The sequence below is a fragment of the Allobosea sp. R86505 genome, from assembly GCF_042466375.1.
Lineage (GTDB): Bacteria > Pseudomonadota > Alphaproteobacteria > Rhizobiales > Beijerinckiaceae > Allobosea.
Genome location: NZ_JAXHPY010000001.1, coordinates 392,145 through 409,057, shown reverse-complemented (window position 1 = coordinate 409,057; position 16,913 = coordinate 392,145). Strand labels below are relative to the sequence as shown.

The 16,913-nt window shown below is 67.7% G+C and carries 14 protein-coding genes; 10 read left to right on the top strand and 4 right to left on the bottom strand.

What is annotated here, in order from left to right; all coding sequences use genetic code 11:
• Nucleotides 1-132: 132 nt before the first annotated feature.
• From SJY11_RS01930 to SJY11_RS01920, 3 genes are all read left to right on the top strand, one after another.
• Nucleotides 133-1,968 carry a methyl-accepting chemotaxis protein gene (locus SJY11_RS01930; RefSeq protein WP_376984786.1) on the top strand — a complete coding sequence of 612 codons (1,836 nt, stop codon included), beginning with the start codon at nucleotides 133-135 and terminating at the stop codon, nucleotides 1,966-1,968.
• A 78-nt stretch (nucleotides 1,969-2,046) separates the two neighbouring features.
• Nucleotides 2,047-3,879, top strand: a complete 1,833-nt coding sequence (locus tag SJY11_RS01925) for a methyl-accepting chemotaxis protein (RefSeq protein ID WP_376984785.1) — start codon at nucleotides 2,047-2,049, stop codon at nucleotides 3,877-3,879.
• Between the two features lie 150 nt (nucleotides 3,880-4,029).
• Entirely contained in the window at nucleotides 4,030-6,315 is a 2,286-nt protein-coding gene (locus SJY11_RS01920) for an NADP-dependent malic enzyme (protein ID WP_376984784.1), read from the top strand.
• Nucleotides 6,316-6,324: 9 nt separating this feature from the next.
• Here SJY11_RS01920 and SJY11_RS01915 read toward each other — a convergent pair whose 3' ends face one another.
• Nucleotides 6,325-6,633 carry a plasmid stabilization protein gene (locus tag SJY11_RS01915; RefSeq protein WP_376984783.1) on the bottom strand — a complete coding sequence of 103 codons (309 nt, stop codon included), beginning with the start codon at nucleotides 6,631-6,633 and terminating at the stop codon, nucleotides 6,325-6,327.
• A 184-nt stretch (nucleotides 6,634-6,817) separates the two neighbouring features.
• Here SJY11_RS01915 and SJY11_RS01910 point away from each other — a divergent pair, with 184 nt between their 5' ends.
• From SJY11_RS01910 to SJY11_RS01900, 3 genes are all read left to right on the top strand, one after another.
• Nucleotides 6,818-8,575, top strand: coding sequence for an ABC transporter ATP-binding protein/permease (locus SJY11_RS01910; protein ID WP_376984782.1), 1,758 nt, complete (start codon nucleotides 6,818-6,820; stop codon nucleotides 8,573-8,575).
• Nucleotides 8,576-8,603: 28 nt separating this feature from the next.
• A complete protein-coding gene (locus tag SJY11_RS01905; protein ID WP_376984781.1) occupies nucleotides 8,604-9,179 on the top strand; it encodes a hypothetical protein in 576 nt (191 codons plus the stop codon).
• A gap of 161 nt (nucleotides 9,180-9,340) precedes the next feature.
• Nucleotides 9,341-10,315 (top strand): lysylphosphatidylglycerol synthase domain-containing protein, encoded by a 975-nt coding sequence (locus tag SJY11_RS01900; protein WP_376984780.1) that lies wholly within the window; start codon nucleotides 9,341-9,343, stop codon nucleotides 10,313-10,315.
• A 9-nt stretch (nucleotides 10,316-10,324) separates the two neighbouring features.
• Here the strand turns inward: SJY11_RS01900 and SJY11_RS01895 are convergent, their stop codons facing one another.
• Nucleotides 10,325-10,999, bottom strand: a complete 675-nt coding sequence (locus SJY11_RS01895; RefSeq protein ID WP_376984779.1) for a hypothetical protein — start codon at nucleotides 10,997-10,999, stop codon at nucleotides 10,325-10,327.
• Between the two features lie 284 nt (nucleotides 11,000-11,283).
• Here SJY11_RS01895 and SJY11_RS01890 point away from each other — a divergent pair, with 284 nt between their 5' ends.
• Nucleotides 11,284-12,522 carry a multidrug effflux MFS transporter gene (locus tag SJY11_RS01890; RefSeq protein WP_376984778.1) on the top strand — a complete coding sequence of 413 codons (1,239 nt, stop codon included), beginning with the start codon at nucleotides 11,284-11,286 and terminating at the stop codon, nucleotides 12,520-12,522.
• Nucleotides 12,523-12,534: 12 nt separating this feature from the next.
• Here the strand turns inward: SJY11_RS01890 and SJY11_RS01885 are convergent.
• Nucleotides 12,535-13,601 (bottom strand): IS630 family transposase gene (locus tag SJY11_RS01885; protein ID WP_376984777.1). Its coding sequence is split into 2 segments (ribosomal slippage): nucleotides 12,535-13,115 and nucleotides 13,115-13,601, totalling 1,068 coding nucleotides; the frame shifts between segments, so codons are not numbered across the junction.
• A 322-nt stretch (nucleotides 13,602-13,923) separates the two neighbouring features.
• On the opposite strand from SJY11_RS01885, the gene SJY11_RS01880 reads away from it, so the two are divergent.
• A complete protein-coding gene (locus tag SJY11_RS01880) occupies nucleotides 13,924-14,535 on the top strand; it encodes a TonB-dependent receptor plug domain-containing protein (RefSeq protein WP_376984776.1) in 612 nt (203 codons plus the stop codon).
• A gap of 121 nt (nucleotides 14,536-14,656) precedes the next feature.
• Here SJY11_RS01880 and SJY11_RS01875 read toward each other — a convergent pair whose 3' ends face one another.
• A complete protein-coding gene (locus tag SJY11_RS01875; RefSeq protein WP_066718201.1) occupies nucleotides 14,657-14,866 on the bottom strand; it encodes a cold-shock protein in 210 nt (69 codons plus the stop codon).
• A 240-nt stretch (nucleotides 14,867-15,106) separates the two neighbouring features.
• Between SJY11_RS01875 and SJY11_RS01870 the strand changes: the two genes are divergently transcribed.
• Both SJY11_RS01870 and SJY11_RS01865 read left to right on the top strand, forming a co-directional pair.
• Complete coding sequence (locus SJY11_RS01870; RefSeq protein WP_376984775.1) at nucleotides 15,107-15,793, top strand: fumarylacetoacetate hydrolase family protein; 687 nt, start codon at nucleotides 15,107-15,109, stop codon at nucleotides 15,791-15,793.
• A gap of 181 nt (nucleotides 15,794-15,974) precedes the next feature.
• Nucleotides 15,975-16,904 (top strand): dihydrodipicolinate synthase family protein, encoded by a 930-nt coding sequence (locus SJY11_RS01865; RefSeq protein ID WP_376984774.1) that lies wholly within the window; start codon nucleotides 15,975-15,977, stop codon nucleotides 16,902-16,904.
• Nucleotides 16,905-16,913 lie beyond the last annotated feature (9 nt).

Below are 16,913 nucleotides of genomic sequence, written 5' to 3'. Positions count from 1 at the left end.
TGCCCGTTTCGCGACCATTTTGGTGTGGATGCGCGCGGCACGATCCTGCAACGCAACAAGGTTCAGGATTCGTTAGCAGCAATCGCAGTAGACCATGGCGATGCCGTTCTCAGCCGCAGCAGGCCAGACGATATGCTACTGGAACTGACCCGGGGTCTCGGTTACCTCATCGTCGCAGCCGTGCTGGTGCCGCTCGCGACGCAGCGGCTCGGCGAGTTCCATCGGCTTCGGCAAGTCGTCATCGGCGTGATCCTCGCAGCCGGCGGCAGCGCCAGCATGTTCGATCCCATCGTCGTCCAGACAGGTATCCTGCTCGATTTCCGCAACATCGCCGCCGTTCTGGCCGGCCCGTTGGGCGGTCCGATCGCCGCTGTGATCACGGCGGCAGGACTGGCGACCGTGCGGCTCTACATTGGTGGCGTCGGAGCGGAAGCCGGTGTGGTCGGCCTCATACTGTGTTCGCTCATCGGGCTCGGAGTCTCGCTCTGGCTCAGGCGTACGGCCCGCAGCCTCACCATGGCAGGGTTCGTCGGCCTGAGCCTCGTGGCAGCCTGGATGCCGGTGGCGATCATCATCGCTTATGTGCCCTTTCCGCGTGCCTGGGACCTGATCGTCGCGATCTCCGGACCGGCCGCGACGGCGGTCAACGTCGCCGGCGCGCTGCTGATCGGCTTCATCATCAAGAGCGACCATCAGCGCGTCGAGGCGATGCTGCGGCTCGAGGCCTGCACGGCCAACATGCCGGGCGTGATCTATCAGAAGATCCTGCGGCCGGACGGCACGATCCAGCACAAGCTGGCCAATTCCCGTATCGAACAGTTCCTCGACGTGACCCGCGAGGAGGTTGAGCGTGACCCCGAGAGCTGGCTGCGCTGGATGGTGCCCGAGGATCGCGAGTTTCTGGCCAAGTCAAATGCCGCCGCAGTGGCCGAGCGCACGCTCAAGCCCTGGCGCTTCGAGGCGCGGCACATCCGCGACGACGGCTCGCTGATCTGGCTGCGCACGGACGCCGCGCCGCGCCGTCTCTCGGACGGGTCGATCTGCTGGGACGGCATCATGACCGACGTCACCGCCGAGCGCACGCTGGCCCAGCAGCGCCAGGAGATGGACGCGGATCGCAAGGCCGCGGTCGAGGAACTCGCGGTGCAACTCGAGGCCAAGGTCGGCAAGGCCCTTCAGGAGGTCACCTCTTCGGTCCGCGGCATGCATGACGCGGCGAACGCCATGGCGGGGAGCGCCCACAACACGGCTTTGCGGGCCGGTGAGGTGACCCGCGAGGCCGATCTCGCCTCCCGCCGCGTCGGCAGCGTGGCGATCGCCGCCGAGGAGATCGAAGCCTCCATCCGCGAGCTGACGCGCCAGACAGCTCATGCCGACCAGACGGTGCGGGACGCGGCGAGCTATGTCCGCACCACGCGGCAGGACGTGGCCGGTCTCGGTGCCGCAACCGACAAGGTCAGCTCGGTGCTGGACTTCATCGAGGACATCGCCTCTCGCACCAACCTGCTGGCGCTCAACGCCACGATCGAGGCTGCGCGGGCTGGCGCGGCCGGTCGCGGCTTCGCCGTCGTCGCGGGCGAGGTCAAGAACCTCGCCGAGCAGACGCAGAAGGCGACGCGCGACATTGCCGCGACGCTCCAGGACATTCGCGGCGCCGCGGCGACCGCGTCCGATGCCGTCGCCCAGATCGAGGTGACGATGACGACGATCGAGCAGACCTCGGGGGTCATCGCCAGCGTCGTCAGCCGCCAGGCCGACATCGCCTCGACCATCACCGCCGATGCGCAGGCGGTTGCGGGCAGCACCACCGCGGTGACCTCCAACGTCGGTTCGGTGGCCGCAGAGGTCTCCGTCACAGGCGATGCCGCCGAGCGCGTTCTCGATGTCGCCCGCAAGGTCGACGAGCAGACCGCTTCGCTCGACCGCTATGTCGGCGAGTTCGTCGGCAGCCTGCGGCGCAGGCTCTAGGCGCGCGGTCATGGGCGCGCCCGGCTCTCTTTCTCCGGCTCCGGGCGGCCCGCTCCGGCCGTTTGCAGGCGCCGCGTGATGCAATTGATCATCGCCCTCGTCGAAAGCCTGTCCTTCATTCTGCTGGCCGCGCTCGCCGTGACCGTCGTGACGGCCAGGATCGAGCGCTACACGGTGCTGCGAGCGATGGTGGTCGGCCTGCTCTTCGCAGCGGCGGGCCTCGCCAGCATGGCGCACCCCTTCATGATCGCGCCGGGCGTGTCGGTCAGTTCCCGCAACATCGCGGCGCTGCTGTCGGGGGTGGTCGGCGGACCGCTCGCGGCCGGCGTCACGGTCCTGCCGCTGGCGATGCTGCGCTATTCTCAGGGCGGCAACGGCATGATCATGGGCATCATCGGCATTCTGCTCAGCGGCGCCTGCGGCCTGGCGATCTTCTGGCGCAGACCGCGTCGCGAGCGCAGCATCGTCAAGGGCGACATCCCCCTGATCGCGCTCGTCGCCGCCGCCGTCCTTCTGCCGACGCCGCTGCTGCTGCCGGACACCGAGATGATCTGGACGGTCTACACCCATGCGCTGCCGCCGACGCTGCTCGTGAACGTGATCGGGGCGACGCTCGGGGCGCTGATCATCCTGATCGACGCCGAACGCCGGGAGATGGCCTATCGCTTCCGCAGTCTGGCGGAGCGGGTACCCGGCACGCTCTATCAGCGAATCCTCTCTCCTGGCGGCCGCGTCAGCTACCGCTTCGCCTCCTTCCAGCTCGGCGAATTATTGGGGCTGAAGCAGGAGGAGGTTGAGCGCGACGCCCGGGTCTGGATCGACCGGATGATCCCCGAGGATCGGGCCCGCTTCGAGCATGGCTGCCGCAACGGCTTCGATCCGAGCGACAACTGGCGTCTGCACCTGCGTTATCACGGCAAGGACGGAGTCATCGTCGCCCTGCGCAGCGAAGCGACGATGCGAGAACTGCCGGACGGCACGAGAATCTGGGACGGCATCCTGTTCGACGTCACCGACGAGCGGACGCTCGAGGTGCGGCGGGCCGAAATCGAGACGGCGCGCCGCCGGCAACTCGACGATCTCGCGGGGCAACTCGAAGTCACGGTCGGCAAGGCGCTCGGCGACGTCGCCCGTTCGGCCCGCAGCATGCACGAGGCTGCGAGTGCGATGACGCGAAGCGCCGATGCCACGACGAGCCGGGCGGTGGCGGCGACGCAGGAGGTCGAAAGCGCGTCGAGCCGCATCGCCAGCGTCGCGCGGGCGGCCGAGGAGATCGACGCGTCGATCCGCGAGCTGAACCGCCAGGCCGACCATGCCGACCGCTCCGCTCAGGAGGCGGCTTGCTATGTCCGAGAATCGCAGCGTGACGTCGCCGGCCTCGAGACCGCGGCCGACAAGGCCAGCGACGTGCTGAACTTCATCGAGGACATCGCCTCGCGGACCAACCTGCTGGCCCTCAACGCCACGATCGAGGCTGCGCGCGCGGGCGCCGCCGGCCGCGGCTTCGCCGTCGTCGCGGCCGAGGTCAAGAATCTCGCCGAGCAGACCCAGAAGGCGACCCGTGACATCGCCGCGACCTTGCAGGACATCCGGGCCGCGGCGTCTACGGCCTCGGGCGCCGTCGCCTTCATGGACAGGACCATGGGCGACATGGAGCAGAATGCCGGCATCATCGCTCGGGTCGTCAACCGGCAGGCGGACCTCGCATCCACCATTGCGGCCGATGCGCAGGCCGTCGCCGGCAATGCGGTGCTGGTGACCAGCAATGTCGGCTCGGTCGGTCACGAGGCGCATGTCACGGGCGAGGCCGCGCGTCTCGTCGTCGAGGCGGCGCGGACCGTCGAGGAGCAGACCGGCGCGCTCGACGCCTATGTCGGTCAATTCGTCGCCAGCGTTCGCCGCCAGCTCTGAGAACGGGGCGCGAGGCCGCCTCGCCCCGCCCCGCCGTCGACGGTCGCCCCCGCCCGCATGCGTGACCCACGCCGGCCCGGCTTGTAGCCGCGGCAGCCCTTGCCTATGGTCCGCGTCCTCCAGGAAACGCCGACAAAAAAGAACAAGCCCATGCCCGACCAGCCGCCGATCAAGCGCACGCGCCCGACCTTCACTGACCAGGAAGCCCTGCTTTTCCACTCGGAGGGGCGCCCGGGCAAGCTCGAGATCGTCGCGACGGTGCCGATGGCGACGCAGCGCGATCTGTCTCTCGCCTATTCGCCGGGCGTCGCCGTGCCCGTGCTGGCGATCGCGGAGGATCCGACCCGCTCCTATGACTACACGGCGCGCGGCAACCTCGTCGCGGTGATCTCGAACGGCACCGCGATCCTCGGCCTCGGCAATCTCGGCGCGCTCGCCTCCAAGCCGGTGATGGAGGGCAAGGCGGTCCTGTTCAAGCGCTTCGCCGACGTCGACTCGATCGACCTCGAGGTCGATACCGAGGATGCCGACAAGTTCATCGAGGCCGTGCGCTATCTCGGGCCCTCCTTCGGCGGCATCAATCTCGAGGACATCAAGGCACCGGAGTGCTTCATCATCGAGCAGCGCCTGCGCGAGCTGATGGACATTCCCGTCTTCCATGACGACCAGCACGGCACCGCGATCATCGCCGCCGCCGGCCTGATCAATGCGCTCGATCTCACCGGGCGCGACGTGAAGACGACCCGCCTCGTCATCAACGGCGCCGGCGCGGCGTCCATCGCTTGCACCGAGCTGCTCAAGGCGATGGGCTTCAAGCCCGACAACGTCATCCTCTGCGACACCAAGGGCGTGATCTATCAGGGCCGCACCGAGGGCATGAACCAGTGGAAGTCCGCCCATGCCGCCATCACCGACCGGCGCACGCTGGCGCAGGCGCTGGACGGGGCGGACGCCTTCTTCGGCCTGTCGCAGAAAGGCGCCGTGACGCCCGAGATGGTCGCCTCGATGGCGAAGAACCCGATCATCTTCGCCATGGCCAATCCCGATCCGGAGATCACGCCGGAGCAGGTCCATGCCGTCCGTGACGACGCCATCATGGCGACGGGGCGCTCGGACTATCCCAACCAGGTCAACAACGTCCTCGGCTTCCCCTTCATCTTCCGCGGCGCGCTCGACGTGCGCGCCAAGACCATCAACATGGAGATGAAGATCGCAGCCGCCGAGGCGCTGGCCTCGCTCGCTCGCGAGGACGTTCCCGACGAGGTCGCCGCCGCCTATCAGGGCTCGCGGCCGCGTTACGGCAAGGACTACATCATCCCGGTCCCCTTCGACCCGCGGCTGATCCAGGTCGTGCCCGTGGCGGTGGCGAAGGCGGCGATGGAAACCGGCGTCGCCGGCAAGCCGATCGTCGACATGAACGCCTACAAGGCGCAGCTCTCGGCGCGGCGCGACCCTGTCGCGGGCACGCTGAACCGCATCTTCGAGCGCGTCCGGCGCTACCCCAAGCGCGTCGTCTTCGCCGAGGGCGAGGAGGAGCAGGTCATCCGCGCCGCGGTGTCCTTCGTCAACCAGGGGCTCGGCCACGCCATTCTGGTCGGCCGTGAGGAGCGCGTCTTCGAGACCGCGACCTTCCTCGGCATCGACCTCGAGACCAAGGGCATCTCGGTCCAGAACGCGCGGCTGTCGAAGCGCAACGCGGCCTATGCGCAATATCTCTACGAGCGCCTGCAGCGGCAGGGCTATCTCTTCCGCGACTGCCAGCGCCTGATCAACCAGGACCGCAACCATTTCGCCGCCGCCATGGTCGCACTCGGCGATGCGGATGCGATGGTGACGGGCGTGACCCGCAACTACTCGATCGCGCTGGAGGAGGTCCGTCGCGTCATCGACGAGAAGCCGGGGCACCGCGTCATCGGCGTCTCGATCGTGCTCTCGCGCGAGCGCACGGTGCTGGTCGCCGACACCGCGATCACCGAGATGCCGACGGCGAAGGAGCTGTCCGAGATCGCGATCGAGGCCGCGGGCGTGGCCCGGCGGCTCGGCTACGAGCCCAAGGTCGCGATGCTCGCCTTCTCGACCTTCGGTCACCCGGCCGGCGAGCGCTCGGAAAAGGTGCGCGAGGCGGTCAAGCTGCTCGACGGTCAGCGCGTCGACTTCGAGTATGATGGCGAGATGGCCGCCGACGTCGCGCTCAACCGCGATCTGATGGCGCAGTATCCCTTCTGCCGCCTGAGCGGGCCGGCCAATGTGCTGATCATGCCGGCATTCCACTCGGCCTCGATCTCGACCAAGATGCTGCAGGAACTCGGCGGCTCCACCGTGATCGGCCCGCTGATCGTCGGCCTCGACAAGCCGGTCCAGATTGTCCCGCTCGGTGCCAAGGACAGCGACATCGTCAACATGGCGGCGCTCGCCGCCTTCAATATCGGCGGCTGACAGCGAGGCTCAGGGCTCGGCGGCGCGCTTCTTGCGCGTCGCGGCCACCTTCTCGGCCGAGGCCGAGCGCTGGGCGGCGGTGCGAGATGCCGAGGCCTTGCCGCCGATCTCGCCGCCGCGTTGGGACGCGCTGTGGTCGTCGGGCTTGCCGCGTCCGGATCCGCTCTTGTTGCCGCCGCCACTCTCCCTGTTAACGGTGGCCCAGGCGCGCTTCTCGGCCTCCTCCTTCGGGACGCCGCGCTCTTCGTATCCTTCCTCGATATGCTCCGCCTTGCGCTTCTGCTTGTCGGTGTAGGCGGACTTTTCGCCACGTGGCATGCTGCGTCTCCCGGTTGCTGTCGCGGGAACGTCGCCGTCGTCCCGTGGTTCCCGTTCATTCTGAGTTCATTCGGCCCCAGCCAGCCTGTCGCCAAGGCCGGAAAACCGGCGGTTGGGGATCGTGGGGTTCGTGCGGGCGGCAAGCGAGATGCCGGGGCGGGAGGCTGTGCCGGGAGATCGGCAGGTGGCGTTGCGCTTCGCGCGGCTCACCGGCGGCTTCTGGCGTGGCGAAACGGCAGGTCGGGCCTGGTTCTGGTCGCTGCTTCTGGCGTCTGCGATCATCCTTGGCGTCTTTGCCAACGTCACCGTCAACCGCTGGAACGGCTGGTTTTTCGACGCGCTGGAAAAGCGCGACAGCGAGAGCGCCCTGGTCGCCATGGCGGTCTTCCCCGTGCTGGTGCTGATCGTCGCCGGGCTCGGGGTGGTGATCCTGGTCTCGCGCGAGACCTTCCAGGTCCATTGGCGGCAATGGGTGACGGCGAAGCTGGCCGATTCCTGGGTGGGGCAGCGCCGCTTCTTCCGACTCAGCCTCTCCGGCTACGAACCCGCCAATCCGGAATACCGCATCGCCGACGACGTGCGATGGGCGACGGAGCCGGTGGTCGATTTCGCGATCGGCCTGCTTTCGGCCGTCATCACCATCATCACCTTCATCGAGATTCTCTGGAAGATCGGGGGCGCGCTGACCGTCGAGGCGGGCGGCACGACGGTGGTGATCCCGGCCTATCTGGTCCTCGCCGCGATCGTCTATGCCGTGCTGGTCTCGGGGCTGATCACGATCGTCGGCCGCAAGCTGCCTGGCCTCATTGCCGCCCGCAACGAGGGCGAGGCGCGCCTGCGCTTCTCGCTGATGCGCATCCGCGACCATGGCGAGACGATCGCCCTCTCGCGCACCGAAGCGGGCGAGCGCCGCGCCGTCGCGCGCACCTATGACAGCCTCGTCGGCCGCTGGCTCGCCATGATCCGCCAGCGCGGCCGGCTGACCTGGATCACCAATGGCAGCGGCGCGCTGGTGCCGGTGGTGCCGCTGTTGCTGGCGGCGCCCAAATACCTGTCGGGGGACATGTCCCTGGGCGGCGTCGTGCAGGTCGCGGCCGCCTTCGTCGCCGTGCAGAATGCCTTCAACTGGGTCCTCGACAACTTCATGCGCATCGCCGAATGGCTCGCCGCGGCAAGGCGCGTCAACGAACTGGCCGATGCCCTGGAGCGTGTCGACCACGAGCCGCCGGGCGAGCATCTGGCGATCGCGCCGAGCCCCGACGGCCAGTTGCATCTCCAGGATGTGACCCTGATCGACCGCGACGGGCGAACGCTCGTCGCCGACATCTCCTGTGCGCTGGCGCCGGGGACGACTCTGCATGTCTCGGGCGAGCTCGGCTTCGGCAAGGCGGCGCTGATCCAGGCCGTGGCCGGCCTCTGGCCCTGGGGGCGCGGCGAGATCCGGCGTCCGGCGGGTGCCTTCGTCACGGCCGTGCCGCACAAGCTGCACCTCTCGGAAGGCAGCCTACGCGCCGTCATCGAGACCGGCCGCACCCTGCCGGAGGAGCAGCTCCAGAACGTCCTGCGGCGCTACGGCCTGTCCTCGCTCGCCGCCATGCTGGACGAAACCCGCGACTGGGACCGGGAACTCGCCACCGGCGACCGGCAGCGCCTGGCGCTGGCGCGGGCCGAGCTGGAGCAGCCCGACATCGTCCTGCTGGACGAGGCCACGAGCGCCTTCGACACCGATGCCGCGCTGGAACTGCTCGGCCATCTGCGCGCCGCGCGACCGGATGCCATCATCATCGCCTTCGGACAGGGCGCAGGTTTCGCCGAGGCGGCGACGCATCGCCTCCTGCTGAAGCGCGCCGGCGGCGTGGTGCGGATGGCCTCGCGGAGCGCCGCCTCCGAACCCGCCGTCCTGCCCGGCATCGTGCCGGTCCATGCCGAACCCGCCGAATGACCCTCACCGCTTTCTGGAGCCCGTGACGATGACTGCTGCCGCGATGAACATCTGGGACGTCTATTGGGGCCTGCGCGTCGAGCAGTGCCCCTGCGACGTGCATTTCGTCGAATGGCTCGAGGAGCTCGGCCTCACCGGCCAGCGCGTCTACCATTTCGGCACCGGCGGCCATCACTATGTCGGCATTCGATGCGCCGAGCCCGAGCTCGACTGCACGGTGCTGGGGATCACCGCTTCGCCCAAGGAATACGATACCTTCGTCAAGCTGGCGACGGGCAACCCGACCATCACCAAGACCTATAGTGCCTATTTCGGCGACATCTATACGAGCAATGCCAAGCTGCTGCCGCGCTTCGACATCGTCACCCTGTTCCATGCCTGCGAGTTCAGGACGGAGGCGAACGACGCCTATGGCGCCCTGACCGACCGCGAGGTGATCGAGCTCTTCACCAACCAGACCGATGCCGGCGGCTATCTGCTGTTCTATACAGGCTCATTCGCTTATGCGACGGCCGAGCCGATCATCGCCGACTGGGCGAAGACCGCCCCTGTGGAGGAGGTCGCTTCCTTCAAGACCCTGCGGGTCTTCCGCAAGACGGGCTGAAACGCCCCCGCGCGGGGGGCATGGCGCGTATTCGTCGCGCCCACCCGCCTTGTGGATTGGCGCGCAGGCGCTATGTCTCCGCCGGGGCCAGCTTGCGCCTCGTGCCCGCAATCGGCACCGCCGGCCCTCCGGCCCGGTGCCAGAACCGACCATGAGTGCGCATGTCGTTCGGCCCGCTCGAGCCTGGATTGCCGCCGCGCCGGCGCAGCCGCTGGTGGTGGCTGGGCCCGCTCGCCAGCGTCGTCATCTTCGGCGCCTCGCTGGTGGTGCTCTGGTACATCGTCCGCGAGATCGAGCCCGGCGAACTCGCCAATGCCTTCGCCAATGCGAGCCTGCGCCAGCTCGGCCTCGCCTGCGCCTTCACCGCCCTGAGCTATCTGTTGCTGACCGGCTATGACGCGCTGGCGCTGAAGCGGCTCGGCCTGTCGATCCCCTATCGCACGACGGCGCTCGCCTCCTTCACCAGCTATTCGGTCTCGTTCACGCTGGGTTTCCCGATCGTGACCGGCGGCACCGTACGTTACTGGATCTATTCGCCCAAGGGCGTGCGCGCCTCGGAGGTCGCGAGTCTGACCGTCATCGCCGGGCTGACCTTCTGGCTCGGTCTGGGTGCCATCCTCTGCGTCAGCCTGTTCTATGCCACGCCCTCGGTAGCGATGCTGGCGCGAACCTCGCCGCTCGTCGTGCAGGCGGTCGGTGCGGCCGTGGCGGCCGGCACCATCGGTTATCTGATCTGGATCGCGAGCGGCGAGCGCACCATCCGTGTCCGCGGTTGGAACCTGCCGCTGCCGGGTCTCGCGATCACGCTCGGTCAGATGTTCCTGGGTGCGGCGGAGGTCTGCGCGGCGGCGGCCGTGCTCTTCGTCCTGCTGCCGGGCGGCCATGGCATCGACTACCCGACCTTCCTTGCCGTCTACGTCTTCGCCTGCCTCGTGGGGATTGCCAGCCATGCGCCCGGCGGGCTCGGCGTTTTCGAGGCGACGATGCTGGTCGCGCTCAGCCGCCTGCCCTTCGAGCATGTGCTCGGCGCGCTGCTGATCTTCAGGATCGTCTACTACGTCCTGCCCTTCATCCTGGCGCTGGTGCTGCTCGCGCTGAACGAGATGGTCCGGCGCATCCGCCGCCATGAGCGCTGAGGCCGGCGCTCACTTCAGCGCCACCACGATCAGCAGGAACATCAGCACCAGCGCGATCTGCTTGAGGCTCCAGGCGATCCGGCCGAGCCCGTCCGCGGTCGTCTCGCCGGGCTCCTCCTCTGGGGAGGGAGCGGGCTCGATGTCGCCCGCGACGGGCGAATGCCACTCCAGGCTCTCGACCAGCCCGCGGGCTGGCGCGCTCCCGCGCCCGTCTGCCTCGAGCCCCAGATGCCACGTCACCGGCAGACCGGGCGCCGCCTCGTGGTCGCTTTCACGCGCCCAGAGATTCGTCATGGCGGAGATGAGGAGCCTCTGCGCCGCTCCACTGGAGACGGCACCGCACAACGCCTCGAACACGGGCGCAGGCGCATAGATGTCCGCATGATAGGCCTCGTCGAGTGGATCGCCGCCCTCCCGGAAACTCAACAGCAGCAGCGCGCGTCCCTCTCCGGCCTTGGCGAGCGGGCGTATCGTGAGGGCGATCGCATGCGCCTCTCCGGCATAGCCTGCACGCATGAGCCGATCCGCGACCAGGCTCGCATGCCCCTCGATCCGCGTCGCCGCCTCGATCTGTCCGTCGCGCAACGCAAAACCGCCGATCGGCCGTAGCCGGTCGGCGACGAGTCGCAGCGGCCGCCCGAGGCCTTGGGCGAACCGCTCCGGCGAGCCTTCGATCATCATCACGCGTTGTTCCATGGCGCCGCGTCGCGTCGTGCCTGCATTGACCCATCCATGGCAGCACCCCAACTCGCAGCAACGATAACAGGTCGCCGGTCGGCGACGAAGCCGGCAGTGCAAGGGGTGCCGCCGAGGCTTGCGCCAGGCTTGCGCCTCGGCCTCACGCGCCTTGCGCATGAGCGTAGCTTTGCGGCCCGGGTTGTCACGCGTTTCGCGAAGCCCTAGAGCGGCAGGCAGGGGCTTACGACCACTGCGCCCGCCGTCAGGCGAGGGCGCCCCGACAGGCTGCCATGACCGACGCTTCCCTGACCGCCGGGCCCCGCCACGGCATGCGCTTCCGTTCCTTCGTCGCGCTGATGGCCGCGCTGATGGCGGCCAATGCGCTGGCGATCGATTCGATGCTGCCCGCTTTGCCGCAGATGGCCGAGGCGCTCGGCATCGCCGGCGCCAATGAGCGCCAATGGATCATCACCGCCTATCTGCTCGGCTTTGGCTCGGCGCAGATCGTCTACGGCACGCTGGCCGACCGGTTCGGGCGCCGCCCCATCCTGCTCTTCGGCCTCATCGTCTATGTCCTGGCCAGCATCGCGGCGGCCTTCGCCGGCTCCTTCGAGGCGATGATGGCGGCGCGCGTTGTCCAGGGCGTCGGCGCGGCGGCAACGCGCGTGCTCGTCGTCTCGATCGTGCGCGACTGCTACTCCGGCCGCGACATGGCGCGGGTGATGTCGCTGGCGATGATCGTCTTCCTCGCGGTGCCGATCCTCGCCCCATCGATCGGCCAGGCGATCCTGCTCGTCGCGCCCTGGCGCTGGATCTTCGGCGTGCTGACGATCTTCGGGGCGCTGGTGATGGCCTGGACGATGCTGAGGCTGCGCGAGACGCAAAGCCCGGAGGATCGCAAGCCCATCGAGGTCGCCACTGTGGTCGCCGCCTTCCGCACGACACTGACGACGCGGCTGGCCGTCGGCTACATGCTGGCGATGGCCTTCGTGCTCGGCGGTCTCTTCGGCTTCATCAATTCGGCCCAGCAGGTCTTCGTCGACGTCTTCGATGCGCCGGAATGGTTCACGACCATCTTCGCCCTGATCGCGATGTTCATGGCCGCCGCCTCGCTGCTGAATTCGCGCATCGTCGGCCGCCTCGGCATGCGCCGCGTCTCCCATGGCGCGCTGCTCGCCTATATTGGCCTCACCGGCACCCATGCCGTGGTCGCCTGGTGGGGCTATGAATCGCTCTGGAGCTTCGCCGCCTTCCAGGGCGGTGCGATGTTCTGCTTCGGGCTCGTCGCGCCGAATTTCGGAGCCATGGCGATGGACCCGCTCGGCCATGTCGCCGGCACGGCCTCCTCGGTTCAGGGCTTCGTCACGACGACCGTCGGCGCCCTGCTGGGCTTCTACATCGGCCAGCATTTCGACGGCACGGTCGTGCCGCTGACGCTCGGCTTCGCTCTGTGCGGGCTGGTGGCGCTCGGGATCGTGCTGGTGGCCGAGCGGGGCCGGCTCTTCCGCCCCGCCGCCGGGCGGACCTGATACCAACGGCCCTCATTCCTGACCGATATGCGCCCATTCACGCCTCCCGATGGATGTGATGGTCCTGGGCTGATCGACGAGGCGGTTCCACGCGTCGCAGGCGGCGTCGATGATGTCGTCGTAGGTGTCGAAGACGCGGTTTGAGAGCCAGTTCGCGCGCAGATACTGCCAGATGTTCTCGACCGGGTTCAGTTCGGGCGAGCGCGAGGGCAGGAAGATCAGCGAGATGTTTTTCGGCACGACGAGCTTGGCCGTGGTGTGCCATCCGGCGCGATCGAGCAGTAGGACGGCATGGGCGCCCTTCGCGACCGTCCTGGCGATCTCGTCGAGATGGGCCTGCATGGCGTGGGTATCGGCGAAGGGCATGGCGAGCGCCGCGCCGACGCCGCGGGCCGGGCAGATCGCCCCGAACAGATAGGCGCTCTCGTAGCGCTGGTCGGCGGGCTGGCGCGGCCTGGTTCCGCGCCTGGCCCATTGCCGGACCAGGCCGTTCTTCTGGCCGATGCGGGCTTCGTCCTGGAACCAGAGTTCGATCGGCTTGCGCTTCGGCACATGGGCGAGATGGGCCCCCAGCGTCACCGCGAAGTTTTTTTGAACGCCTCGATCACGCGCGCGTCCTGCGCCGGGTGGTGCGGGCGCGCGCTGATGTGGGAAAAGCCGATCTGCTTCAGAAGCTTCCCGATCGTGCGCTCGTGATAATCAACGCCGAAGCGCTCACGAACGACCTTCTGCAGGTCGATGCGCCGCCAGCGCACCACGCCATTGACGGCCCGGTCGGGGCCCGTCTCGACGATGGCCGCCAAGGCGGCGAGCTGATCGGTCGAGAGCCTGGGCGGATGTCCCTTGGAACGAATGTCCTTCAGCCCGTCGGGGCCGCCTTCGTTGAACCGGTGAACCCAGTCGCGCAGCGTCTGGCGATCCATGCCGCCGATCCGCGCGGCCTGCTCCCGATCCATACCGTCGAGAACCGCCGCCAGCGACAGAAGCCGGCGGCTCTGGTTGGCGTGCCTCGACCCCGCCGCAAGCCGACGCAGGTCGAGGGCCGAGTAGTCCGTTCGAAGCTTCACCGCAGCAGCCATGGCGCGAATCCTCCTCGCGCACATGGAATCAGCGAAACGAGCCGCCGAAAAGACCCCCGTGAGTCAGCCGCGATGGCCGTTGGTATGACACCACCGGAGCCAAACCATCACGATGGGCTCGCGACAAGACCGAAACCAGACCAGAAAGTTGATGATGAAATCCCGGCTGTCGACATAGCGTAACCTATCGTTACAGTCTTATATTTTAATTATTCTAATCAATTATTGAAACGTCTATTTACAGTTACAATCTAATTCTGTGTTGATCCAATGTTAATTATTGAGCTACGGCTCCGGAAAGACGACTTTCTGGAGACGCTGGATGAACCGCTCGATCATGGCGCTGTCGGCCGTGGCTGCCCTTGTGCCCACCCTGCCGGCGAGCGCGCAGCAGGCGCGGGTCGAACAACTGGACGAGATTGTCGTCCAGGGTGAGGCGGCCCGCCGCCCCGGCAGCGGCGCCACCGGCGTCGTCGCCAATGAGGGTTACGTTCCCAAGACGACCCGGACCGCCACCAAGACCGAGACGCCGGTGGCGGAGACGCCGCAGACCATCAACACCGTCACGCAGAAGCAACTCGAGGAGCGCCGCCCCCAGTCGCTGACCGAGGCGCTCGGCTATACGCCCGGCATCCGCACCGGCGGCTACGGCTTCGACCCGCGCTTCGACAGCTTCACCATCCGCGGCGTCGACATCACCTATACCGGGGTCTTCCGCGACGGCCTGAGGGACTTCAACAGCCCGAGCGGCCTGTTCCGCCTCGAGCCTTACGGCGTCGAGTTGATCTCGATCCTGAAGGGCCCGGCCTCCTCGCTCTATGGCGACACGCGCGTGCCGCCACGGCGTGAGCCGCGTCACCGGGACGACGCTGGGTTGGGCGAGGGGAGTGGGCCGCTTCGGCTCGGAAGGGCCTTGGCCAGGTCTTCGGGGTAACCTCACCGCCGCCATCGAGGCGACGGGCATGCCGGGAATCGTCTTCAGTCCGGATAGATAGAGAGATTCGCAGTGGCTCGGGAAGCGACGCCGCCGATCGGCCTCCCGTCTCGGTCTCAGCTCACGCCGTCTTGAGGTTGACGGCCGAAGACTTGCCCGTCTTGCGATCGGCCTCGAGATCATAGCTGATCTTCTGGCCTTCGTTCAGGCCGCGCATGCCGGAGCGCTCGACTGCGCTGATGTGCACGAACACATCCTGCCCACCCTGATCAGGGGTGATGAAACCATAACCCTTGGTTTCGTTGAACCATTTCACAGTACCTGTGGCCACGTGACGTTCCTTTGGTCTCAGTTCAGCCCGGCACATGCCGAGCCGAACCTACTGTAGGGGGCAAATCACTCCGGTTGCAATGACGCGCCGCACAACGGGAATTTGAGTCGCAGGGGCGAGCTGCCGCGGCCGCCGGGCGCGACATGCCGCAGGAGCAAGGCCGGGCGCAGGCGGGGGCCTTGCCCGCCGCGCCGCGCTCACGCATGAACGACACCGACGAGAGCGCAGGAGAGCCTTCCCATGACGACGTATGTGATCGATCCGCCGGCGGTGACGGCCGTGCCGGTGGCGGGCGGCGGGATGTTCCCAGTGCGCCGGGTCTTCTGTGTCGGCCGCAACTATGCCGAACACACCCGCGAGATGGGCGGCGATCCCGACCGCGAGGAGCCCTTTTTCTTCACCAAGCCCGCCGACGCGCTGCTGATCAACGGCGCCGACATGCCCTATCCGACCAAGACCGCCGATCTCCACCACGAGATGGAACTGGTCGTGGCCATCGGCACCGGCGGCAGGGACATCGCCGAGGCCGATGCGCTCGCCCATGTCTTCGGCTATGCCGCGGGCCTCGACATGACCCGCCGCGATCTCCAGGCCGCTGCCAAGAAGGCCGGGCGCCCCTGGGACATGGCCAAGGGCTTCGATCTCTCAGGACCCGTCGGCGAGATCGCCCCTGCGAGTCAGATTGGCCATCCGGCCGCCGGCAAGATCGAGCTCGTCGTCAATGGCGTGCCGCGCCAGAGTTCGGACCTCGCCAAGCAGATCTGGAACGTGCCGGAGACGATTTCCTATCTCTCCGGCCTAGTCGAGCTCGCCCCGGGCGACCTGATCTTCACCGGCACGCCCGAGGGCGTCGCCGCCGTCGTCAGCGGCGATGTGCTCGAAGGCGAGATCGCCGGCGTCGGCACGGTGCGGACCCGAATCGTCTGAGGCCCATGAACCTCCGCCGTCATCCCGGACAAGCCGCTTAGCGGCGCCGCTCCGGGATCCATCGTAGGGCTCGAGAGTACTCTGTGATGGATCCCGGAGCCCCGCTGCGCTGCGCCCGGGATGACGGGGAGGGCATTATTGATGCCGTTTCCAGAACACCACCCAAGCCGGGAGCCCTGCCATGACCCTGACCGCCGACGCCGCTGGCGTCTTCCCGATCGCGCCGACCGCGTTCAACCCCGACGGCTCGGTCGACTGGGCTTCCACCGAGAAGCTCTTCGCCTTCTATGACGAGATCGGCTCGGACGGCACGACGGTGCTGGGCATCATGGGCGAGGCGCCCAAGCTCGAGCCGGAGGAATCGCTTCGCATCGTCAAGACGGCGGTGGCTGGCATGCCGGGCAAGCCGGTCATCGTCGGCGTCTCGGCGCCGGGCTTCGCCGCCATGCGAACCCTGGCGCGCCAGTCGATGGAGCTGGGCGCCGCGGGCGTCATGATCGCGCCGCCGCCGAGCTTGCGCACCGACGACCAGATCACCGGCTATTACGCCCAGGCCGTCGAGGCGATCGGCAGCGACATCCCCTTCGTCATCCAGGATTATCCGCTGACGCTCTCGGTGGTGATGACGCCCGCCGTGATCCGCAAGATCGTCACCGAAAACCCCTCCTGCGTCATGCTCAAGCACGAGGACTGGCCGGGGCTGGAGAAAATCTCGACTCTCCGCAAGTTCCAGAAGGAGGGCTCCCTGCGCCCGATCTCGATCCTCACCGGCAATGGCGGCCTCTTCCTCGATTTCGAGATGGAGCGCGGCGCGGATGGCGCCATGACCGGCTACGCCTTCCCGGAGCTGCTGATCGACGTCGTGAAACTGCAGAAGGCCGGCAAGCGCGACGAGGCGCATGACATCTTCGACGCGCACCTGCCGCTGATGCGCTACGAGCAGCAGCTCGGCGCCGGCCTCGCGGTCCGCAAATACACGCTGATGAAGCGCGGCATCCTCGCCAGCGACGCCCAGCGCAAGCCGGGTTCCGCCATCAGCGCGATGGCCAAGACCGAGGTCGACTATCTGCTGGCGCGCGTGGCGAAGACCGACAAGCGCGCCGCGCTCTAAAGCGGCAGC